General features: G+C 37.1%; 18 protein-coding genes. 7 read left to right on the top strand and 11 right to left on the bottom strand.

Features of this window, described 5'->3' with window-relative positions; translation table 11 throughout:
* Window positions 1–2: 2 nt before the first annotated feature.
* Window positions 3–2,663, bottom strand: a complete 2,661-nt coding sequence (locus BLR60_RS01200) for a putative LPS assembly protein LptD (protein ID WP_090496229.1) — start codon at window positions 2,661–2,663, stop codon at window positions 3–5.
* Between the two features lie 29 nt (window positions 2,664–2,692).
* Here BLR60_RS01200 and BLR60_RS01195 point away from each other — a divergent pair, with 29 nt between their 5' ends.
* The 3 genes from BLR60_RS01195 (at window position 2,693) to BLR60_RS01185 (ending at window position 5,514) form a co-directional block, all read left to right on the top strand.
* Entirely contained in the window at window positions 2,693–3,601 is a 909-nt protein-coding gene (locus BLR60_RS01195) for an N-acetylmuramoyl-L-alanine amidase family protein (protein ID WP_244155557.1), read from the top strand.
* 12 nt (window positions 3,602–3,613) lie between these two features.
* On the top strand, window positions 3,614–4,390 hold the full coding sequence (locus tag BLR60_RS01190; RefSeq protein WP_090496228.1) for an N-acetylmuramoyl-L-alanine amidase family protein: 777 nt from the start codon (window positions 3,614–3,616) through the stop codon (window positions 4,388–4,390).
* Between the two features lie 170 nt (window positions 4,391–4,560).
* Window positions 4,561–5,514, top strand: a complete 954-nt coding sequence (locus BLR60_RS01185) for an MlaD family protein (protein ID WP_090496227.1) — start codon at window positions 4,561–4,563, stop codon at window positions 5,512–5,514.
* A 511-nt stretch (window positions 5,515–6,025) separates the two neighbouring features.
* Here BLR60_RS01185 and BLR60_RS01180 read toward each other — a convergent pair.
* The 4 genes from BLR60_RS01180 to BLR60_RS01165 all read right to left on the bottom strand — a co-directional run bounded on the left by BLR60_RS01180 (window position 6,026) and on the right by BLR60_RS01165 (window position 9,764).
* Window positions 6,026–6,931: a ribonuclease Z gene (locus BLR60_RS01180; protein ID WP_090496226.1), complete on the bottom strand. Its 906-nt coding sequence runs from the start codon at window positions 6,929–6,931 to the stop codon at window positions 6,026–6,028.
* A gap of 69 nt (window positions 6,932–7,000) precedes the next feature.
* Window positions 7,001–7,378: an STAS domain-containing protein gene (locus BLR60_RS01175; protein WP_090496225.1), complete on the bottom strand. Its 378-nt coding sequence runs from the start codon at window positions 7,376–7,378 to the stop codon at window positions 7,001–7,003.
* Window positions 7,379–7,420: 42 nt separating this feature from the next.
* Complete coding sequence (locus BLR60_RS01170) at window positions 7,421–8,365, bottom strand: phosphoribosylaminoimidazolesuccinocarboxamide synthase (protein ID WP_090496224.1); 945 nt, start codon at window positions 8,363–8,365, stop codon at window positions 7,421–7,423.
* A 439-nt stretch (window positions 8,366–8,804) separates the two neighbouring features.
* Window positions 8,805–9,764 (bottom strand): PhoH family protein, encoded by a 960-nt coding sequence (locus tag BLR60_RS01165; RefSeq protein ID WP_090496223.1) that lies wholly within the window; start codon window positions 9,762–9,764, stop codon window positions 8,805–8,807.
* A gap of 103 nt (window positions 9,765–9,867) precedes the next feature.
* Here BLR60_RS01165 and BLR60_RS01160 point away from each other — a divergent pair, with 103 nt between their 5' ends.
* Together BLR60_RS01160 and BLR60_RS01155 are read left to right on the top strand one after the other, a co-directional pair.
* Window positions 9,868–10,647: an SAM hydrolase/SAM-dependent halogenase family protein gene (locus BLR60_RS01160; RefSeq protein ID WP_090496222.1), complete on the top strand. Its 780-nt coding sequence runs from the start codon at window positions 9,868–9,870 to the stop codon at window positions 10,645–10,647.
* A 191-nt stretch (window positions 10,648–10,838) separates the two neighbouring features.
* Window positions 10,839–11,366 (top strand): hypothetical protein, encoded by a 528-nt coding sequence (locus BLR60_RS01155; RefSeq protein WP_090496221.1) that lies wholly within the window; start codon window positions 10,839–10,841, stop codon window positions 11,364–11,366.
* 297 nt (window positions 11,367–11,663) lie between these two features.
* Here BLR60_RS01155 and BLR60_RS01150 read toward each other — a convergent pair whose 3' ends face one another.
* The 6 genes from BLR60_RS01150 to rpsO form a co-directional block, all read right to left on the bottom strand.
* Complete coding sequence (locus tag BLR60_RS01150; protein WP_208600547.1) at window positions 11,664–12,614, bottom strand: D-2-hydroxyacid dehydrogenase; 951 nt, start codon at window positions 12,612–12,614, stop codon at window positions 11,664–11,666.
* 77 nt (window positions 12,615–12,691) lie between these two features.
* The gene (serC, locus tag BLR60_RS01145; RefSeq protein WP_090496220.1) at window positions 12,692–13,765 is read right to left on the bottom strand and encodes a 3-phosphoserine/phosphohydroxythreonine transaminase; all 1,074 of its coding nucleotides are present in this window, start codon (window positions 13,763–13,765) and stop codon (window positions 12,692–12,694) included.
* 217 nt (window positions 13,766–13,982) lie between these two features.
* The gene (locus BLR60_RS01140; RefSeq protein ID WP_090496219.1) at window positions 13,983–16,403 is read right to left on the bottom strand and encodes a TonB-dependent receptor; all 2,421 of its coding nucleotides are present in this window, start codon (window positions 16,401–16,403) and stop codon (window positions 13,983–13,985) included.
* A gap of 136 nt (window positions 16,404–16,539) precedes the next feature.
* Window positions 16,540–17,211: a ribulose-phosphate 3-epimerase gene (rpe, locus tag BLR60_RS01135; RefSeq protein WP_090496218.1), complete on the bottom strand. Its 672-nt coding sequence runs from the start codon at window positions 17,209–17,211 to the stop codon at window positions 16,540–16,542.
* A gap of 285 nt (window positions 17,212–17,496) precedes the next feature.
* A complete protein-coding gene (gene pnp, locus BLR60_RS01130; RefSeq protein ID WP_090496217.1) occupies window positions 17,497–19,632 on the bottom strand; it encodes a polyribonucleotide nucleotidyltransferase in 2,136 nt (711 codons plus the stop codon).
* Window positions 19,633–19,807: 175 nt separating this feature from the next.
* A complete protein-coding gene (gene rpsO / locus BLR60_RS01125; RefSeq protein WP_025146265.1) occupies window positions 19,808–20,092 on the bottom strand; it encodes a 30S ribosomal protein S15 in 285 nt (94 codons plus the stop codon).
* A gap of 259 nt (window positions 20,093–20,351) precedes the next feature.
* Between rpsO and BLR60_RS01120 the strand changes: the two genes are divergently transcribed.
* Together BLR60_RS01120 and BLR60_RS01115 are read left to right on the top strand one after the other, a co-directional pair.
* Entirely contained in the window at window positions 20,352–20,771 is a 420-nt protein-coding gene (locus tag BLR60_RS01120) for an acyl-CoA thioesterase (protein ID WP_090496675.1), read from the top strand.
* Between the two features lie 247 nt (window positions 20,772–21,018).
* Complete coding sequence (locus tag BLR60_RS01115) at window positions 21,019–22,443, top strand: MATE family efflux transporter (protein ID WP_090496216.1); 1,425 nt, start codon at window positions 21,019–21,021, stop codon at window positions 22,441–22,443.
* The last annotated feature ends 220 nt before the right edge of the window (window positions 22,444–22,663 follow it).

Here is a 22,663-nt window from a genome sequence, read left to right as displayed (position 1 = left end):
ATTTATCGGTATGTATTGTAAAAACCCTGTCTTTTGCTCAATTTTAAATCCTGCAATATTGATGCTTTCACTTTTATGGTAACAGAATAACTTTTATAAGCGCCGTACGGAACCCAGTTTACACTCATATCCCAGCAATGCAAATCGCGGTAAATAGCTAAATTCATTGGGGTTAAACCATTATTCTTAAAATCGTAGCCTGAATTAAAAGTAACCTTCCATTTCGGTGTTAAATTAACATCGCCATTAAAGTTTAATGTATTCGAAACGGTATTAACGTTTCCATCATTTGAATATTGAAAACTGTAAGAGAACGAGAAGTTCCAGGGAATATTAAAATCGACAAATGCATTTGGGTCACGGCTTATAGCCGCCAATTGTTCAGACTGGATATCAGTCAATCCTTTTTTATTGGCTGCCGCACCCAATTTATCATTAGCTTCGTTTTTACGTTTTAATGCCTCTGGATTTAAACTATAATCGAATGAGAAACCAAAATTGGCCAGGCGCGGTAAAAACTTACCACTTTGCCAGAAATACCGGTCTTGTCTAATCCGCCGTGTAGAACCTGGTATGCTATCGGCCTCTAACGAATATGGATCTAAAGTTCCATTATAGTTTATCCCTAATTTATCTGTAAACTGAGATCGCCCACTAAAACCAATGGTAGATAGTTTATAAGATGTAGCCAGGAAATTGTATGAGCCACTAAAACTCAAACCCTGGATGATCGGAATCTTTTTAGAACCTGTTCCTGTGGTATCGTTCTTATTCCTCACTTTTAGCTCAACTGTATTATCCAGGCCAAAACCAATAGATGCATTTGGCCCACCAAAAGAGCCTGGCTGTGCCATACCATCAAAAATAGAATACTTTAAAGGTTGCCCACCGACATAAATCTGTTGTTCATTCTGATCTTTAGCAGGCTTATAAGGCCCGGCGCCTGCTTTTGTAAAATCAGGAGAGTATGAAAAAGAAACATTTGGTGTCATTACATGACGCAACGCCTGTATTTTACCCGCCGGGTTAAAGTCTCTTCTACCATATATTTTAGTCGACATACTTGTTGACAAGCTGTAGCTACCTGCTCTTTTAAAACTACTCGTGGTATCTTCTCTAAATGAATAAGTATTATCAGCATAACTGGTATATCTTCTACTTACGTTCTGAAAGTTCCAAACTTCGTTATAAGTACCGCCCAGGCTAAAATTAAGATATTTCAAAGCCGTAAACGACATATTTACAGGAATACTATGCGAAAAACCACTACGTAGACGTTTTAGTCCATCGTTTTGAAAAAGCAAACTATCAAAAGTATCAATACGGTTTGTTCCTTGCAGACTGTATCCTACTGTAATTTTTTGATACCATTTTTGTTCACCAACCACATTTTTAGGGCTAAATGGATTAAATGTAGGTACGTTAAATGTCATTTCGGGCAGCCTGAGTGATATCGCCCTGGTACTCAGGGTCTGGTCACTTGATGCAGCCAAAGAGAAATTCATGCCGTTTGAATAGGCCTTTGCATAACTAACACTACTACTTGTCGAGTTGGTAGCAATGGTATTGATATCGTATGTGGTACCTGCTGCAGTATTTCTATAGTATCCCTTTCTTCCTGTTGACACCAATCTTACACTGGCGCTAAAGGTTGTACCCGGATTGGCATTAGCATTTTGGCTGTGGCTCCAGTTAATACTAAAGTTTTTGGTCGGGTTATTAAAAGCATCAGTACCCTCTAAACCATCTTTAAAACTGGCATAAGCCAGGTTTATATTGCCATTAAACTTATATCTCTTGGTATAATTACTGAGTAAACTTGTTTCATAAGAACCATTGGTATAAATCGAACCGATCAGTTTAGCATCCCAATAATCGTTTAAGCCGAGATAATAACCACCGTTTTGCAAGAAAAATCCTCTGGTTGCATCCTCACCGGGTGTAGGTAGAATAACCCCCGAAGTTCGCTTATTCGGTTTAGGGAAAAATGCAAATGGTAGCCCGAGAAACGTGGGTACATCCTCAATAATCATATAAACCGGACCTGTAATAATCTGCTTCTCTGTTACTACACCCTTAGAAATCATTAACCCAAAATGCGGATGTGGAAGATTACAGGTACTGTACATCACATTTTTAACATGCAGCTCATCATCTATTTGCTTTTTACTTTGCCCGCCAGAGAAGAAACCTCCTTCCTGTTCAGAAAAAACACCATATACTTTCGCCCGGGTTGTTTCTGAATTGTAAAAAATAGAATCTGCTATAGCAGTGCCTTCGGCACCTGATTTAAAAATGGGTTTCCCGGTATATCTGCCGGTTTTTGAATCTTTAATACCACGGGCAAAAATAGAATTTTGTTTTTGATCGTATTTAATATAAGCCGCATCTAGCTCAAAATCACCATATACCACCCTGGCGTTCCCGTATAAATAGACAATACTTTTATCGGCACTCATTTTAACAGAATCCTCCGCTTTGTATTCTACCTTCTGGTCGATACTGCTATTATTCTTACCCGTTTTTTTAACCGTATCGTTTTTAGTGGTGTCTTGCCGGATAATCTGTTGCAATGAAAAATGAGAAAATGCGTTAGCTTTACCAACAACATGTGTTAATAAAATGACAGATATTAGTAAAATAGAACTCTTTAGGGGTTTCAAATTCGTATTTGAATGTTATTTTTGCACAAATGTTTAATCAAAAACGTCCAAAATTAGTGAAAAATATACCATTGATGTATCTTAAATCCATTTTAACCATTATTATTTATTTAGTACTATCAAATACCATTGATAATCAAGCATTTGCGCAGGGATATAAAATCAAAACAATTGTAATTGATGCTGGTCATGGTGGTAAAGATGGCGCAACACATGGCGTGTATTCGAAGGAAAAAGATGTGGCACTTAAAACCGCATTAAACCTGGGTCGTGCGCTTCAGGATAGCTTAAAAGATATTAAGGTTATTTATACCCGTGAGTCGGATGTATTTATTCCTTTGTACGAGCGTATCAATATCGCCAATAATGCAAAAGCCGATTTATTTATTTCCATTCACTTAAATGATATGCCGGTGAGGGTATCTAGAGTGGTAGATTATTATAAAAAGGTAAGGGGCAGAAAAGTACCGGTTTACCGAACGATTACCTCTAAAAGTACCTCAACCAGGGGAACAGAAACTTTTGTATCCGGAACACGCCGTTTAGATGAACAGGATGAAGTGATTAAAAGGGAAAATGCATCCATGTTTCTGGAAGAGAATTATCAGAAAAACTATGAGGGCTTTATAGCAAATACCCCTGAAAGTGATATTATGTTATCCCTGATGAAACAAACCAATAGAGAGCGGAGTTTAAAGTTTGCTTCCATGCTTCAACAAGAGTATGTTAATGCTGGCCGTATTAACAGGGGCGTGCAAGAGAAAAGCCTTGCGGTATTGGCGCGTGCAGCGATGCCTGCTGTCTTAACAGAAATAGGTTTTGTGAGTAACCCTCAAGAAGAAGACTATATGAACTCTGCTGAAGGACAAAATGAAATTGTAAGTGGAATTATCAAAGCAATCAAAAATTATAAACGTATAGCCGAAACATCATTTTAATATCCTGCATGCATGAAGATTAAACTTCTGATTACAATCATCTTATTTTCGTTACTCGCTATTGAAAAAGCACCTGCTCAAGGCTATAAGATCAAAACAATTGTTATTGATCCCGGCCATGGCGGCAGAAAACCCGGAGCTTCAGGTAGTTTTTCAAAAGAAAAAGATGTAGCGTTAAAGGTTGCATTGAAATTAGGGAAATTATTAAATGAAGAAATGCCGGAAATTAAAGTAATTTTTACTCGTAAAACGGATATAGATGTCGATTTATACAAACGTGCAGAAATAGCTAACGCAGCCAATGCAGATCTTTTTATATCTGTGCATTGCAATTCTATGCCGCCAGGCAACAAGCACGTTAAAGGAACGGAAACGTTGGTTGCTGGATCTCACCGGTTAAAAGAGCAAGATGCAGCCATACGGGAGAATGCGGATATTAAATTAGAGAAAAACTACAAAAGTAAGTATGATGGTTACGACCCTAGTGACCCGAGTAGCTTTATTCTATTATCGCTTTTAAAAAACACCTTTCGGGACAAAAGCATTAAATTTGCCAAATTAATACAGAACAGTTACATCAAGCGGGATGAACGACTGAGTCGCGGCGTTAAAGAACAGGGCGTTTTGGTATTGCAACGATGTGGTATGCCTGCTGTTTTAACAGAAGTAGGCTTTATCTCTAACACAGCGGAAGAAAAATATATTAATTCACAAAATGGGCAGAATGAGATCGCGAATTCTATTTTGGAAGCAATAAAAACATACAAAAAAAATATTGAGGTTAAATAAGTGGCATTATAAATGATAGTTATTTTAACTTTGGAAAAAATATAAAACAGATACCAAACAAACAGTGCTGCCTTTGTGTATTTATAGGGTTTAGCACAATAAAAATATTTACGCTCTTACAAGTGAAAGAAAGAATACTTCAACACTTGTAATCATTAAATAAAACACTCATGAAGATTAAGAACGAAACCAAAGTAGGTATTTTAGCTGCATTTGCCATTGCTTTATTAATAATTGGATATAATTTTTTAAAAGGAAATTCAATTTTCTCAAATGAAACTACATTATATGCAAAATATAGCAGGGTTGATGGTTTAACTGTATCAAAACCTGTCCTTATCAATGGTTATCAGATTGGCCGTGTAGCAAAATTAGAGCTACAGGGAGATGGGAGTATTATTGCCACCTTAAACATAAACAGCAAATACGAAATTCCAGAAAATAGTATTGCCCGCTTAGAGGGTACAGATCTTTTAGGCAGCAAGGCCATTGTGATGTCGTTAGGTAACTCTAAAAAAATGGCTGAAGAGGGTTATACTTTAAATGCTAATGTAGAGAAAGGCTTACTGGAACAAGTGCAGCCGGTTCAAAAGAAAGCGGAGTTAATTATCGGTAAAATGGACTCTATTTTAAGTAGTGTCAATTCTATCCTAAATCCTAACTTTCAGAAAAATGTTGATAAAAGTTTCAATAGCATAGCGGGTACGTTAGCCTCTTTAGAAACAACCTCGAAAAAAGTTGATGGTTTAGTTGGTTCAGAAAGCGCCCGCATTGAAGCCATCTTTAAAAATGTGGAAGGTATTACCGCTAACTTGAACAACAACAATCAAAAAATCAGTGATATTTTAACCAATATTAATACGGTTACCGATAAGTTTGCTGCTGCTAACTTTAAACAGACTTTAGATAATGCAAATAATGCTATCGCTGATTTACAAAGTGTAATATCCGGAATTAAAGATGGAAAAGGCAGTTTAGGGTTATTATTAAATGATGATAAAATGTATCAGAATTTAAATAATGCGTCGAAAAATCTCGATGAATTAATGATTGATTTGAAAGCTAATCCTAAGCGTTATGTACACTTCTCTGTATTTGGTGGCGGTAATAAAAAAGATAAGTAATTTAATTTTTATAATTCAGAAAGCCTTGCAGTGTAAATTGCAAGGCTTTTTTTTGTGATTGTTAGATGCTGTTTTAATCTGAGGTACAGAGTTCGAGTACTCAAGTAGCTAGCCACTGACATCCCGAACACCGTGAAGGATCTTTAAAGGAGGAGAAACAAAAGCATTTTTGGCAAAAAGAAATGAATTAATACACTCCTATTAATGTCAACCTGTGAAGTTAGTTTAACTGTAAGAGATCGTTATTGCCAACTTCATCATATAGGTATCGGATAGGAACCACGGAGCGCTCATGAATCCCGTTAAATAAAAAAACTCATGAATAATCTAATGCAACCCTATTAAGATTCCCGCATGCGTGGGAACGACCAAATTATACAGTTGATAAATCTATAACTTAATGAAACTGGATAATCCAGCTAAGAAGTTCATGATAAATTCAGAGTGACGGACCCGATATATCTCTGCGTTACTCGGTGCATTCCTTCGTGTACTCATTGGTTGAAAATGCTTACAACTGGAAGGTCCTGCCTTCAATGGCCAGTTCAGTATTTTCAAAAACCGATTGCGCTTCTTCGAAAAGCATCTGTAAAGTTTTGTATCGCGAGGAAAAATGTCCGATGAGTAATTTCTTTGCTCCGGTAATCTTAGCTACCTCTGCTGCCTGTAATGCAGTTGTATGATGAGTCTCTTTGGCTCTTTCCAATAAATCGTGCATAAAAGTAGCTTCATGATATAAGGTGTCGCAATCTTTTATGGTATCAAAATAACGTTCATCGAACAAGGTATCCGAACAATAAGCGTAACAGCGTGGTGCATCCGCTTCTGTGGTGTAATCTTCACTGCGCAAAATATCACCGTTTGGCAGTTCTACATCTATCCCTTTTTTTAAGGATGTATAATAAGCCATTGGTACCTGATCAGTCTTTTCCTTTATCAGTTTGCGCTGGCGTTTCTTTTGCTGAAAAATAAAGCCTGTAGTTGGAATCCGGTGATTTAAAATAATCGTTTTAACTGTTAAATCGCTATTCTCGAATATCTGTACAGACTTGTCAGCTTCAATTGGAAAAAATTCAATAGGATACCTCAGCACAGTATCGGAGTATTTAAACTGAATCTCTAAAATCTCTAATAAATGTTTAGGACCAAATATCTGCATCGGTTTTATACGGCCGTTTAAATGCAAGCTGGATAATAAGCCGATTAACCCAAAATAATGATCGCCATGTAAGTGACTGATGAAAATATAATCAATGCGGGATGCTTTGAGATTGTATTTAGTCAGTTGTTGTTGTGTACCTTCGCCACAATCGATCAGGTAATATTTTTCATTACAATTTAAAAGCTGTGCAGAAGGATTCCTGTTAAATACAGGTGTTGCAGAACTACTTCCTAAAATTGTAACTTCAAATTTCATCATGATAAAATATAAAAAGCCCCGTAGATTTTTAGAAACTACGAGGCCAGAATGTTATTTAACTATTTGTTATTTGGCGCCTCTAAACTCTTTCTCCAACTCCTCCATAAAGATAAAATCAGTAGCTTCGTCTATTGTATTAACAAACATTACAGATTGAAATATGTTTGACAATTCGATAATAGACGCCAGTTCATCATTGATTCCGGTTACAATAAATAATCCACCTGCTGATTTGCAAAGCCTGTCGCCAACTAATAAACAGCTTAAATCCTGCGCATCGTTACACTCGGTAACACAACTTAAATCCACAACGATATTTTCAAAACCCTGTGAATTAAGCAAGTAAAATTCTGCTTTCAAACCTGGGGCATTATCATTTGTAAACTTATTTTCTTCTAATTTTAAGGTTACATATTTATCGTGTTTATCAACTGAAAATTTCATCTCTCTAATCTTATTTTACTAATGTATAAATTTCTTTCGAATTTAAAGTGTTTCTAAAGCCTTTAAAACATTAGTTTCAATACGGCTTGAAATTGCATCAGCATCAGCTTTTATAAAGGTCTCCCCTACAATTTTTTCATATAGCTCAATATAACGCTCGGAAATAGAATTTACGATTTCAGGCGTCATTTCCGGTACAACCTGACCATCTTTACCTTGAAAGCCATTTTCAATTAACCATTTACGCACAAACTCTTTTGAAAGCTGTTTTTGCGGTTCATTATTATCCTGACGTTCCTGATAGCCTTCTGCATAAAAATAACGTGATGAATCAGGCGTATGAATTTCATCAATCAGGTAGATCACACCATTGGCCTTACCAAATTCATACTTTGTATCTACCAGAATTAATCCGCTTTTAGCTGCAATTTCGGTTCCGCGCTGATAAAGTGCATAGGTATATTGTTCTAACTGCTCGTAATCCGTTATTGAAACAATTCCTTTTGCCAGTATATCTTCCTTGGAAATATCTTCATCATGTCCTACCGAAGCCTTGGTTGTTGGGGTAATAATTGGCTGAGGCAATTTGTCGTTTTCTTTCAATCCCTCAGGTAAAGAAACGCCACACACTGAACGTTTTCCGGCACTGTATTCGCGCCAGGCATGACCGGCTAAATACCCTCTGATTACCATTTCTACTTTAAACGGCTCGCAGATACGGCCAATCGTAACCATTGGATCTGGAACGTCTAAAACCCAATTGGGAACGATATCTTGAGTCGCTGCTAAAAATTTAGCCGCAATCTGGTTTAAAACCTGACCTTTAAATGGAATAGCTTCAGGCAATACAACATCAAAAGCAGAAATACGGTCTGATACCACCATTACCATAAACTGGTCGGCTATAGTATATACATCGCGTACTTTACCTTTATAAAAATTGCTCTGATTTGGAAAATTAAAATGGGTTTCTTTTTGTGCTTTCATGAGGGGGTAAAAATAGGGAAAAAGTCCGAAAGTCCGAAGACCGGGGTCAGAAGTGCGAAGATATAATTTATAAAAAACCCCGCAGTTAATAAGCTACGGAGGCTTGATTATTTTAATTTATTCAATACCTCTTTAAAAGTCTTTGCTTAAACGGCGCTGACATTTTCATTCTTGATCTGAATTATAATACAAACATCAATTTTAATCAACTGAAGCTTTCCTTTAAAGGCATGTGCCTGATCCACATTAACTAATTCGAACAGCTTTTTTTAGTGTTTTCCTTTGTACAAACCCATTCTTCATCAGGTTTTGAGATGATCAGCCGTATGGTATGAACTAATTTGTCAAAAGAAAGCTTCAAATTATTTTCCAAATTTATACTTTTTATAATATTCAATATGAATCATAACTCCGGACCCCTGACTTTCTGACCTCCGACTTATTGAATATCCCCGTAAGCTTTTAAGATATCTTTTACCAACTTATGGCGAACAACATCTTCTCCACTTAGGTAAATAATATCGATGCCTTTAATATCTTCTAAAATCCTCAAGCCATTAAACAAGCCCGACATTTGTTTTTTAGGTAAATCGATCTGCGTAACGTCGCCGGTAACAATAAATTTAGCTGTTGGTCCCATACGGGTTAAAAACATCTTCAACTGCATATCAGTGGCATTTTGTGCCTCATCTAAAATCACAAAACAATTATCTAAGGTACGTCCACGCATAAAGGCCAAAGGCGCAATTTCTATCGTACGGTTTTCGATATAGAATTTTAATTTCTCTGCCGGAATCATATCATCCAGCGCATCATAAAGTGGGCGCAAATAAGGATCGATTTTCTCCTTTAAATCACCTGGTAAGAAACCGAGGTTCTCTCCTGCCTCCACTGCAGGCCTGGTTAAAATAATCCGTTTTATTTCTTTATTTTTCAATGCCCTTACTGCTAAGGCTACCGCGGTATAGGTCTTTCCGGTACCGGCTGGGCCAATGGCAAATAAAATATCGTTTTTTGCGATACTGTTCACCATTTTGCGCTGGTTTGCCGTCCTAGCTTTTACCAGCAGACCGTTGGTACCAAAAACAATTACTTCTCCACCACCACCTGATGGTTGTTCTGCATCTTTTTTTACAACACCTGAAGCCTTTGCCCCCAGTATATTTTCTACGTCATTATTGCTTAGCGAGCTATATTTTTCAAGGTGTGCAATCAGTTGGTTAAACTTCTCCTCAAAAGCCTTAAGTTCCTGTTCGTCACCGAGAACCTTAACATCACTACCTCTCGCCACCAGTTTTAACTTTGCGAAAGCACCTTTAATCATTTCGTAATTCTCATTGTTCGCCCCCCAAAAGTGAGCTGGATTTACGCTATCCAGGGTTAATTTTAATTCGTTCAAACTGTAGTATTTTAAAAAGTTATCGGGGTATATTAATTAAAATTTGAATATTTGCAGACGCTTAGGCCTGTACACAAGAATAAGCAATAATAATGAATTTTTAATGGGGATAATTACTTTAACAACAGATTTAGGTTCGAAAGATTTTTACCAGAGTGCCCTTAAAGGTAGTCTGTTGAGTCTTATGCCTAATGTTAATTTAGTTGATATTACCCATGAGGTGCCATCATTCAATATTTCGTACGCCGCCTTCGTTCTAAAAAACGCTTATCCTTACTTTCCAAAAAACACTGTACACTTAATCGGTATCGACTCGGTATACAGCGAAAACACAAAATACATTGCCATAAAGCACCGTGATCACTTCTTTGTAGGGGCTGATAATGGGATCTTCTCCCTGCTTTTTGATGATGTTCCTGAAGATGTGGTGGAGTTGAATATTATGCAGGATCTGAAATACCTGCACTTCCCTTTGGTTGATATTTTTGTTAAGGCAGCAACACATTTGGCCAAAGGTGGCAAACTGAAAGATATTGGTTTACCTGTAGCAGAGATTGAACAAAAGATGCTTTTACACCCTGTAATTGAACGGGATATGATTCGCGGGAGTGTGGTTTATATTGACACTTTTTGCAATGTAATTACCAATATCACTAAAGATCTTTTTACCAAAATACAGCGAAACAGGGAATTCACCTTATACTTTAGAAAAAGTGAAACCATTACGCAATTAAGCTGGCATTACAATGAAGTGCAGGAAGGCGAAAAACTTTGCCTGTTCGGAATTAGTAACCATTTAGAAATTGCGATTAATAAAGGCAAAGCAAGTGGATTGTTAGGCTTGCATCTTGGCGACATTGTAAGGGTCGAATTTCATTCTTAAAAAGACTAAAATTAGAATTTAGCATAGATAAAGTGGTTATCATGCTTGATTTATTTTATTAGCAATTTTCATTGTTTTGAAGGTCTAATAGCTACTTCTTGGTCAGCATTTATCTTGAAAAAGACTCTGAAATAAATTCAGCGTGAGGGAATACAATAAAACAACTTCTATCCTTTTCGCGTTTATAGCACATGAAGAAATATGTTTACCTATTTTCGGTTATCTTATTTAGCTTTAAAGCTTTTGCCCAACAGGATTCTGCTGCATATGCGGCACAAAGGGTTAAAGTAAATGCTATGCTCCAGGAACGAAGTGCCAAATTTGGTCAATATGATGAAAGTTTAACGCAGCGTTCCGGTATTTTTGGCTGGCAAACAAAGAAAGACATTAAAAATTCGAATGAAATTCTCCGTCAAGTGGTATTGACAGATAATAATATTTTTAAGGAACTGAAAATTTTAATGGATTATAAAGATCTGCAGAATCAACAGAAAGTAGCTGTAGCAGATCATTCCCAGGAGCGGATTGAAGCCTATATGACCACCATTAAAAAACTACAAGACCAGAATGCACAGTTGAAAGAGGATTTAGATAGAAAGAATAAAGGTAGTCTATCGACCTATATTATTGCATTTTTGATTTTGATAATTGCCGGTGGCTTTTATTTCTTCAATAAAAAAATAAACCAATATAAAAGGTATGAAAAAAGCACTGTTTAAAGTTATGGTTAAAATCAACAATGCCATTTTGCCGAGTTTATACAAGAAAGATCCTAATCATTTAAGTACATGGCAAAAGGCTCTCTTAGGTTATCGTTATTGGGTACTAACGAATGCGTTAGATTAAAAAAGACCAATCTCGGATTGGTCTTTTTATAAGCTCGTCATGCTGATCCGATAGCTATTTGATTCATTTTACGAGTGGAGGTAATGTTTTCAATGGCCTCGTAGCTACTTCATGGTCAGCATCCGTTGTGAGAGACCCTTGAACCAAGTTCAGGATGACGACAATAAGGTTTATTTCTTAAAATGCTCAATGATCAAAGTAGCAAGTTCAGTACCAATACGTTCCTGAGCTTCGTTTGTTGAAGCACCGATATGCGGTGTTAACGAAATTTTTGGATGAGTTAAAATTTCAGCTAATGGCGTAGGTTCGTTATCAAAAACATCTAAACCAGCGAAAGAAACCTGACCAGCATTTAGTGCTTCAATTAAAGCTGGCTCATCAATTGTTCCACCACGGGAACAGTTTACGATACCAACACCTTTTTTCATTTTAGCAAATTCTTCAGCACCCAAAATAGGCTTATCAGCAAATGGCGTGTGTAAGCTCAAGAAATCACTTCCGGTAATTACTTCTTCTAAGGAAACGGTTTTAATGGGAATACTTACTGATTTTCCACCCTGAAACTCTAAAGTGATTTCTGATTCTGAAGGATATAAATCGTAAGCCAAAACATTCATTCCCAAGCCTAAAGCTACTTTAGCTGTAGCACGGCCGATACGTCCGAAACCGATAATACCGATAGTTTTACCGCTTAGTTCAGTTCCTTTAGCGTAAGCTTTTTTAAGGTTGTTGAACTGGGTGGTACCTTCAACAGGCATTTTACGGTTGGCATCCTGTAAAAATCTGATACCGGTAAACAAGTGTGAGAATACTAATTCAGCCACTGACAACGAAGAAGCAGCTGGCGTATTCACAACTGCAATACCTTGACTACGTGCATATTCTACATCAATATTATCCATACCAACACCACCTCTACCAATTAATTTAATATTGGGTACAGCGTCAATCAGTTCTTTTCTAACTTTTGTAGCACTACGAACGGTAATGGCGTCATAGTTTTTTAAAGCTTCAGCTAATTGATCTTGGGCAATAGTTTCGGTATCTACCTGAAAGCCTGCTTTTTCTAGTAATTCTTTTCCGATCGGATCAATTCCGTCGTTTGCTAATATTTTAATCATTTTATATATGATGGCACAGATTAAAACGATTACCCCAGTTAAATAACCAGGGTAACATTCTGCGGTTAAAACTTAAATTAATTTGATTTTGCCTGTTTTTCCTCAAATGATTGCATCGCATCAATTAAAGCATGTACACTTGTAATTGGTAGAGCATTGTACATGGAGGCACGGAAACCGCCAACACTTCTATGTCCTTTAATGCCCACAATCCCCTGCTCTTCAGCAAATTTTAAAAATGGTTTTTCCAACTCCGGATTTTCCATTACAAAACAAATATTCATTCTGGAACGGTCTTCTACAGCGCAAGTTCCTTTAAATAAAGGATTACGATCAATTTCCCTGTAAAGTGCTTCCGCTTTTTGTTTGTTTTCTTTTTCAATTTCGGCAACACCACCTTTAGATTTTAACCAACGAAGATTTAATAAAGCCACGTAAATAGAAAAAACCGGAGGAGTATTATACATCGAATCATTGTCAATATGCGATTGATAATTCAACATCGAAGGGATTTTACGGTCGATTTTGCCTAAGATCTCATTCTTCACTATAGCGATGGTTAAACCAGCCGGGCCTACGTTTTTTTGAGCACCTGCATAAATAAGGTCGAATTTAGAAACATCGATTACGCGGCTCATAATATCAGAAGACATATCGCAAACAACCGGAATGTTTGTTTGAGGTACTTCGAAAAGCTCAGTTCCGTAAATGGTATTGTTTGAGGTATAATGGAAATAAGCACTATCAGCAGGGATTTCAAAATCCTTTGGAATGAAAGTATAATTTGCATCTTTAGATGAGGCAACTACATTTACATTACCGATAAATTTAGCTTCTTTTAAGGCTTTGGTTGCCCAAACGCCAGTATCTAAATAACTTGCTGTTTGTCCATCGCCCAATAAATTCATTGGCACCATGGCAAACTGTAAACTTGCACCACCTTGTAAAAATAAAACGGAATAACCCGACGGCACATTTAATAATTCTTTCACCAACTTACCAGCTTCAGCAACAACTGCCTCAAATTCAGTTGTTCTGTGCGAAATTTCTAAAATTGATAAACCATCGTTAAAATCTAAAACAGCCTGAGCTGCTTGTTTAAACACTTCTTGAGGTAAAATACAAGGGCCTGCGCCAAAATTATGCTTCATGTTATTATATAATGTTTTATGGGCGTAAATGTAAAATTTTTAAAGCAGTTATACCCACAAAATCGTCACCTAAAAAATTAAATTTTGTTAAAAAAAAGCTATAAATTGATTGATTTATTGCAGTTTTTACAATTAAACGAATTAATCTAAACATTCAATATTCAGGTTGTAAGTAAAAGGTGTATCCGGATTAAATCATGAAAATCCTATAGCCTAGCTAATTCTTCAACTTCACAATCAGCTTCAGGTTAAACTGCCTGCCTGTTAAATAATTTGGAACCGCATATTGAACATTATCTACATCTTTTAGCCAGAGATAAGAAACTGTATTGTTAATATTCAGCATATTAAAAACCTCGAAAAACAAGATTACAGCATTAAAATTTCTATCCAGGAATTTTGGTTTATGCATAGCTGCATCATCTAAAAAGTCTTTCGAAAAACCGATATCCACCCGCTTGTAAGATGGAATATAAAACTTATCTAGATATCTTGGTGTTTGTGACGGACCAATTGGCAACCGAGAGCCATAAAGTGCATTCAGGTGAACTTTATATGTTGGGCTATTCAAGAGCCTATCCTGAAAAAATATAGAAAAGTTAAGGCGTTGATCTGTTGGCCGCTTTAAATAGCCAGGATAAAATGTCGTCCCATTTTGAACGTAACTATCTGCCAAAATATTTTCATTGGCATGCATGACCGACATTCTGAAATAAGACACCAGATCTTTAACAAATTCACCGCCAATACTAAAATCAGCACCGTAAGCGTAACCCCGCGACACTTCGTTAGCCAGATATTTAATTCTGAGGTTATCAATTTTGTATGGAATTAATCGGTCTGAATATTTAAAATAAAGTTCCGAAGTAAACTTTAACCGGGTTCCAAAACCATCAAAAGCATAATCATAACCTACAGAAGTATGATAAGAACGCTGAGCCTTTTGGCTTATATTTAATATCCCTGAAAAATCACGGATAGTTCTGTACGAAGGTGGCTGATTATAAATACCAGCAGTAAACCGCAATATTTTATTGTTAGCGTTTGGGCGATAAGCAATTAACATCCTCGGGCTGATCAGCAATTGTTTGCTTAAAGAACTATAAGTAGTACGTGCGCCTAACTGTAGTTCGGCTAAACTGGAAAGCGAATAACTGTCCTGAATATAAGCGCTAAAATTTCTAATATCAAGGTCATTCTTAACATTAATGACATCCTGTAAAGTAATATTTTTCGAATTATTGGGCAAAATATATCCTGCAGAGTCAATATAGTTGTATTCATTCAACTGATCGCTGTATTTAGACTGGTCGAATTTTAGTCCCCATGAAAAAACATGACTATCAAAATTCTGATCCACCTTTATTTCTGAAGCAAAAACCTCGGTATTTAAACTATTTCGTCCATAATTATAATAACTCCCCAGCCCCCTGCTTTTACTAATTTGTCCAAAATTTTCACCATAAAAATTCTTATCTACCTGTGCAAAAATATAGCTTCCGTTAATATCGAAACGCTCCTTTTCAGTGGTATTGAAATAGCTGTTTATAAATTTAACTACCAAATTTGGCTTAGGCGAATAAGCAGCAGTAATAGCACTGCCAAAAGCCTGATAATCATCTATTTCCTGCCCGGTATAATCAACATCTAATCTATATGTAGTGCTTAAGGTACCAAACTGGGTTTCGCGATTGGTAGGCACCAACTTAAACTGACCAATATTAAAATTGCTTAAAAAACTGATATTAAATTTAGGCGAAAAATCGTACTGGTAAAGCACTTGAGCATCAGCATAATTAGGACTGTAGCTTCCTTTCTCATCCTGCTTAACTAAAACACTTGTATTATTTTTGTATCGCAAACCGGCGAGTAAAAAGCTGTTTTTCAATACTCTCTTTGTGCTTAATGAAGTATTTAACAAACTTGTACTCAAGATCGTTTGATTACTATCTGGCTTATCATACCTGATATCTAAAACCGACGAAAGTTTATCGCCATATTTTGCTTCAAAGCCACCGGCAGAGAATTTTGCTTTACTCACCAGATCTGAATTGATAAAACTTAAGCCTTCCTGCTGCCCGTTGCGGATCAATACAGGCCGGTTAATTTCTATATCATTAATGTAAATCAGATTTTCATCAAAATTACCTCCTCGAACGCTATACTGCGCACTTAATTCGTTGTTGGTAGATACCCCTGGCAGGGTTTTGAGCATGGTTTCGAAATTGCCGGATACTAAAGGCATCGAAGAAACGCTGCCAATGTTGATTGTAGTGGTATTACTTAATTGATTCTGTTTATTGGCTATGTTAACCTGTTCTAATTCGTTTATGTTGGCAATTAAGCTTACCTGCCTGATAATTCGCGCACCCGAGCGTTCACGAAACTCAACAGTTTTGGGCTGGTAACCCAGGAGCGAGTATTTGATACTAAACGTTTTTGATTTGGAATAAATGGTATATACCCCAAATTCATCGGTAACTGTAGATTGCGCTTGTCCTAAAACGGTTACGGTAACCTGTGCTAGCGGTAACTTTTCATCGTTATAAACTATTCCCGAAACCCTGACTAAAGGCTGAGCGACGGCAAAACCGCAACCCGCAATTAAAAGGAAAAGGATTAGCCGAAATTTGAGCATTTTTAGTATCAAGATGTAAGCCTATCAAGATAAAAGTATTAAGACAAGAGTATTAAGTATTGAGATAAAAATATTAAGTAGCAAGATAACTAAACTCGTTATCATTCGAACAATTTAGCAATGAAACATTTAACAATTAAATACTTATGGTGCTAGTTGTCAAGCTTTTCATTTGGGAAATAGTCTGTGTCGGACTATCTGTGGCAAAAACTGCGTTTCCGGCCACGAAGGCATTTGCACCTGCTGTTATTAATGTAGCGATATTCTGTAAACCCACGCCACCGTCAACCTCTATAATTAAGTTTTCATTTACCCCTTGAATCATGACTTTTAAATCCTTTATTTTCTTGTAGGTATTATGAATAAAGGCCTGCCCGCCGAAACCTGGATTAACGGACATAATGAGTACCAGATCTAAGTCTTCTATCACATCCTGCAGCAAAGTAACCGGTGTATGCGGATTTAGCGCTACACCCGCTTTACAACCAGATGCCTTAATTAACTGGATCGTTCTGTGCAAGTGTGTGCAGGCCTCATAATGCACTGTAATTCTATCTGCCCCTGCCTTGGCAAAATCCTCAATGTATTTATCAGGTTCCACGATCATTAAATGGACATCCAATGGTTTAATAGCATGTTTTTTTACAGCAGCCATTACCGGGAAACCAAAAGAGATATTTGGAACGAAAACACCATCCATTACATCAACGTGGAACCAATCGGCTTCACTTTGATTAATCATTTCAATATCTCGCTGTAAGTTGCCGAAATCGGCAGAAAGTATGGATGGGGCTATGATGTATTTCATTTAATTATCTCTTAGTATTAAAGTAACATTTTAAAACGACCGTCGCCCTGAATTCATTTAAGGGACTTATGAGTTGGTAAAATGCTGAAATAAATTCAGCATGACGGTATGATGCAAGTTACAAAAGAACTGTGAAAATTTTTAAGTTAGAAACAAAGATGCTGAAATAAATTCAGCACGACGAAGCGCATTAATTCGATTTAGAAGTAAAAAGCCCTTTCAGTTTTACACTGAAAGGGCTAATCTTAATATCTTCCGATTCCGGTCTCCCGACTTCGGTTTTTATTACGCTTGTGGCGCTGCTGGTTTTTCTGGTCTCGGCAATAAAACTTTACGGGAAAGTTTCATTTTGCCTTGTTTATCGATGTCTAATAATTTAACTTCGATTTTATCACCTTCTTTCAATACACCATCCATAGTTTCTAAACGTTCCCATGAAATTTCAGAAATGTGTAGTAAACCATCTTTACCTGGCATAACCTCAACAAATGCACCGAATGGCATAATTGATTTTACTTTACCCTGGTAAACTTCACCAATTTCTGGTTTAGCTACGATGTTACGGATACGGGTAACTGCTGCATCTATAGCCGCTTTGTTATCTGCGAAAACTTCAACAATACCTTTACCATCAACTTCTTCAATAGAGATTGATGCACCAGTTTCGCGTTGCATTTCCTGTATAATTTTACCTCCAGGGCCGATAATTGCACCGATAAATTCTTTATCAATTGTTAAAGAAACAATACGTGGAGCATGCGGTTTGTAATCTTCGTTAGGTAAGCTGATGGTTTTCTTCATCTCGTTTAAGATGTGTAAACGACCTTCTTTAGCCTGTAACAAAGCTTTAGTTAAAACTTCGTAAGATAAACCATTGATTTTTAAGTCCATCTGACAAGCAACGATACCGTGTTCAGTACCGGTTACTTTAAAGTCCATATCACCTAAATGGTCTTCATCACCTAAAATATCAGAAAGGATTGCATATTTACCGGTTTTCTCATCGGTAATTAAACCCATTGCGATACCAGAAACCGGCGATTTGATTTTAATACCAGCATCCATTAATGCTAATGTACCAGCACAAACAGTTGCCATTGATGAAGAACCGTTAGATTCTAAAATATCAGAAACGATACGGATGGTATAAGGATTTGCTTCACCTTGAGGCAATACTTTTTTCAATGAACGTTGTGCTAAAGCACCATGACCAATTTCACGACGGCCAGCGCCTCTGTTTGGTCTAACCTCACCAGTTGAGAAACCAGGGAAATTATAGTGCAATAAGAATTTGTTATAACCATTAAAGAAAGCACCATCAATCATTTGCTCATCATCTTTACTACCTAAAGTAACCGATGTTAAAGATTGAGTTTCGCCACGTGTAAATACAGCCGAACCGTGAGCAGCAGGTAAATAACCAACTTCACTCCAGATTGGACGGATTTCTGTAGTCTTACGACCATCTAAACGGATGCCTTCATCTAATAATAGATTTCTAATCGCATCGTACTGAACATCATGGTAATAATGTTTAGCCATTGCTTTCGTTAAATCTGCAGTATCTTCTGGCATTGCTTCGAAGAATTCGTTAATGATTGCAGTGAAACCTTCTTTACGAACATCTTTATTGCCGCCAGCTTTTGCTACAGCATAAACTTTATCGTAAGTATCAGCATAAACTTTAGCTTTTAAATCAGCATCATGGTCTTCATGGTTATATTCACGCTTAACGGTTTTGCCAGTAGCCTCTGTTAATTCAACCTGAATAGCACATTGAACTTTAATTGCATCGTGTGCAAATTTTAAAGCCTCAACCATTTCGTCTTCCTGGATTTCATCACACTCACCTTCAACCATGCCTATATCGTTAGCTGAACCAGCAACCATAAACTCTAAAGTTGCACGCTCTAAATCGCTGGCTTTAGGATTGATAATTAATTTACCATCAATTTTAGCCACACGTACTTCAGAAATCGGACCATTGAAAGGAATATCAGAAACTGATAATGCAGCAGATGCCGCTAAACCTGCCAAACAATCCGGCATAATATCTTTATCAGCAGAGATTAGAGAAATCATCACCTGCGTATCAGAGTGATAATCACTTGGAAACATTGGGCGTAAAGCTCTATCTACTAGACGTGAAATTAATACTTCGTAATCAGATAATCTTGCTTCACGACGTAAAAAGCCACCTGGAATACGGCCGGTAGCCGCATATTTTTCCTGATAATCAACCGATAAAGGTAAAAAATCAGTACCTGGCTTAGCACCTACAGTAGATACAACCGTTGCTAGTAACATGGTATCGCCCATTTTTACTACAACCGAACCATCAGCCTGTTTAGCCAGTTTACCCGTTTCAATTTCTACAATTCTGCCATCGCCCAAATCGAACGATTTTTTTATTACATTCATTTAATTAGAATTATGGTGTGTTTTCCTCTTTCTACACACCGTTGTTTATATATGTTTTTGTTTTTGCAAACGAAGATAGGATTAAAAAAGCCTATCATAACAAATCCCGTTAAAAAAATTAACAGGAAAGTAAAAAGCCACTCCCTTAAGAATGGCTTTCGCTGATAAAATTCGCTTATTTTTGTTTAATGATATCACGAAGCGATAAAGCTTTGATGATAGCACGATAGCGCTCAATATCTTTTTTGTATAGGTATGCCAAAATACCGCGGCGTTTACCTACCAATTTTTGAAGTGACAACTGAGTAGAGAAATCTTTACGATTTTTCTTTAAGTGTTCTGTTAAGTGCGCAATACGGTATGTAAATAACGCTACTTGACCTTCTGCAGAACCCGTGTTGGTTTCTACTTCGCCGTGTTGTTTAAAGATTTCGGCTTTCTTTTCTGGACTTAAATACATTTCTTGAATAATATTAAAGCAATAAAAATTAATTAATTGTGGCGCAAAGATAAGGTTCTTTTTAATTAGAAGCAAGTTTTTATTGAATGATAAGCCAAAGTCCACTTTAGTTGGTTTAGGATAAAGCAAGGCGCTGCGCTAATCAATTGCCTCACTCCCGTCCGCGCTGAAATCTTTTAAAAACTTCCGTCATACGTAGTCACGAAATACATCTTTATATAAAGATATCAAAAGCTTACTTTTGCCCAAAACATTTACCTTGGAAAAGAATCAATACAGCATATTTGAAAGCGAATTACGCGTCCGCCCGGATGATATAGATATGTTTAACCATGTACATAACAGCAAGTACCTAGATTATGTACTCGCTGCCCGTTATGAGCAGATGGAAAAGTTTTACGGCATGCCGTGGGAACATTTTACCCAGCAAGGCTTGGGCTGGGTGGTAAGCCACGTGGATATCAATTTTAAACGCCCGTTATTAATGAACGATTTAATGTTGATCAGGACAGGCATTTTAGCTATGCATGATAAAGGCTGCTCGGTACAATTTGAGATTATTAATCAGAAAACCGGTAAAATCGCATCAGACGGTGTTTTTGATTACGTGCTTATTGACTTAAATACAGGCAGAGGAACAAAAGTTAGTGCAGAAATGATTAAAGCTTATAGTATATAAAGTTATGTTTTATGGAGCGTTATCTCTTCACTCTTTGAGTACTAAACAGTCGTAAACAAAAAATCAGTATCAAATTTGTCGTTTAGATTTTTTCTTTATCTTTGATCTATCAATAAGACCAGAGCCATGATAGTATCTGCAATCCGTTTAAGGTTCTAGACAACCGAGGATTACCTCCCAACTCAATTTAGGTATGTACGCTTAATCGCGTATCATTGGTTTATACATCATTTTTTTTATATATTATATGTCACAGTCTACAAAGGCACAGGGTAAACTATCATCTTTTTTTGATATCCTGGTACAGTCTTTAAAGGGTCATGAAGTTGATCTCACCTCAATCAGCATTAAACGAGCCATTATTTTATTGGCCATTCCGATGATGCTGGAAATGGCTATGGAATCGGTTTTTGCTTTAGTCGATTTATATTTTGTTGGTCACCTGGAAAATAGCAGCCATGCCATACAAACCGTTGGTTTAACAGAATCGGTATTAACCATTATTTATTCCTTAGCCATTGGCTTGAGTATGGCGGCAACTGCGGTTGTGGCGCGGAGAATTGGCGAGAAAAATCCCGAAGCGGCGTCAAAAGCTGGCATGCAGACCATTATAATAGCTGTTTTTATAAATATTATCATCAGTATCCTGGGCTTAATTTACGCCAGAGATATCCTTTTACTTATGGGTGCTTCCATAGAAACAGCAAATCAAGGTGTTACATTCGTTCGCATTATGATGGGCGGAAGTGTCATTATTGTTCTGCTATTCTTAATTAATGGAATTTTTCGTGGCGCAGGTAATGCGGCGATTGCCATGCGGAGTTTGTGGATCGCGAACATTGCCAATATCATCCTATGCCCTATTTTGATCAATGGCTTTGGCCCGATACCTGCATTTGGTTTAACCGGCGCAGCAATTGCCACTACTATTGGTCGTGGTTTAGGCGTTATCTATCAGGTGTACAATCTGTTCAATGGGAAAAACGCTCTAAAAATACAGATCAGTCACTTTATCCCTGATTGGGAACAGATTAAAGCCATTATAAAAATTGCTGCTCCAGCGATCTTTCAGTTTGTTATTGCCAGCTGTAGCTGGGTATTTCTGGCCGAATTGGTGGCCACCACAGGTGGCGATACCGGCTCGGCAGGTTACCAGACTGCACTACGACTCATGATGTTTTTTATGTTACCGGCATGGGGATTAAGCAATGCGGCCGCGACGCTGGTTGGGCAGAATTTAGGAGCTGGCCACATAGATCGTGCAGAAAAATCGGTATTCCAGACCTTGAAATACATTATTATTTTCATGGCAATAGTAAGTGTGCTGTTCTTAACCTGCGGGCATTTGTTTGCCGCATTTTTTACTTCGGATAAAAATGTAATTGCAGTTGCCGGTGAAGCTTTAAAAATTTTAAGCATTGGTTTTGTAATTTATGGAGCCGCAATGGTATTTAGCAGCGCATTTAATGGTGCTGGCGATACCTGGACACCAACCAAAATTAATGTTTTTGCCTTTTGGCTCTTTCAGATTCCATTAGCATACTTTTTGGCCAAATATTTCGAAATGGGTCCAACAGGTGTTTTTATTGCGATCCCAACAGCAGAAGCAGGTATTGCATTAGCTGCATTTATTTTATTCAAAAAAGGTAAGTGGAAGAAAACGATGGTTTAATTTTTTGTTTCAACTTACCAGGAAAAAATGGATTTACATTGATATAAACCTGATTGCAGTGGAAATACTTTTTGTTCATCTATAGAATTAGATTGCCGCTTTTTTCCTGCCCGCAATGACCGAATTTGAACGAAGCACAATGACAAAAAGATTGCAACGAAAAGCAGGATTGCAGCAACCGAAAACCAACGCTTTCGCTTTACAAAAACTAATAAATAAC

The organism is Pedobacter terrae, assembly GCF_900100705.1.
GTDB classification, from domain to species: Bacteria; Bacteroidota; Bacteroidia; order Sphingobacteriales; family Sphingobacteriaceae; genus Pedobacter; species Pedobacter terrae.
Note: the sequence above shows the minus strand (reverse complement) of the source record. Positions and strands in the feature narration are given on the sequence as shown.

Excerpts from the sequence above, each read along its gene's own strand:
- BLR60_RS01170 (WP_090496224.1), bottom strand. The coding sequence starts at position 8,365 with ATGAAAGCACAAAAAGAAACCCATTTTAATTTTCCAAATCAGAGCAAT.
- BLR60_RS01180 (WP_090496226.1), bottom strand. The coding sequence starts at position 6,931 with ATGAAATTTGAAGTTACAATTTTAGGAAGTAGTTCTGCAACACCTGTA.
- BLR60_RS01160 (WP_090496222.1), top strand. The coding sequence starts at position 9,868 with ATGGGGATAATTACTTTAACAACAGATTTAGGTTCGAAAGATTTTTAC.
- BLR60_RS01185 (WP_090496227.1), top strand. The coding sequence starts at position 4,561 with ATGAAGATTAAGAACGAAACCAAAGTAGGTATTTTAGCTGCATTTGCC.
- BLR60_RS01195 (WP_244155557.1), top strand. The coding sequence starts at position 2,693 with ATGTTTAATCAAAAACGTCCAAAATTAGTGAAAAATATACCATTGATG.
- BLR60_RS01140 (WP_090496219.1), bottom strand. The coding sequence starts at position 16,403 with ATGCTCAAATTTCGGCTAATCCTTTTCCTTTTAATTGCGGGTTGCGGT.
- rpsO (WP_025146265.1), bottom strand. The coding sequence starts at position 20,092 with ATGTATTTAAGTCCAGAAAAGAAAGCCGAAATCTTTAAACAACACGGC.
- BLR60_RS01155 (WP_090496221.1), top strand. The coding sequence starts at position 10,839 with ATGAAGAAATATGTTTACCTATTTTCGGTTATCTTATTTAGCTTTAAA.
- rpe (WP_090496218.1), bottom strand. The coding sequence starts at position 17,211 with ATGAAATACATCATAGCCCCATCCATACTTTCTGCCGATTTCGGCAAC.
- pnp (WP_090496217.1), bottom strand. The coding sequence starts at position 19,632 with ATGAATGTAATAAAAAAATCGTTCGATTTGGGCGATGGCAGAATTGTA.
- BLR60_RS01190 (WP_090496228.1), top strand. The coding sequence starts at position 3,614 with ATGAAGATTAAACTTCTGATTACAATCATCTTATTTTCGTTACTCGCT.
- BLR60_RS01150 (WP_208600547.1), bottom strand. The coding sequence starts at position 12,614 with ATGATTAAAATATTAGCAAACGACGGAATTGATCCGATCGGAAAAGAA.
- BLR60_RS01115 (WP_090496216.1), top strand. The coding sequence starts at position 21,019 with ATGTCACAGTCTACAAAGGCACAGGGTAAACTATCATCTTTTTTTGAT.
- serC (WP_090496220.1), bottom strand. The coding sequence starts at position 13,765 with ATGAAGCATAATTTTGGCGCAGGCCCTTGTATTTTACCTCAAGAAGTG.
- BLR60_RS01175 (WP_090496225.1), bottom strand. The coding sequence starts at position 7,378 with ATGAAATTTTCAGTTGATAAACACGATAAATATGTAACCTTAAAATTA.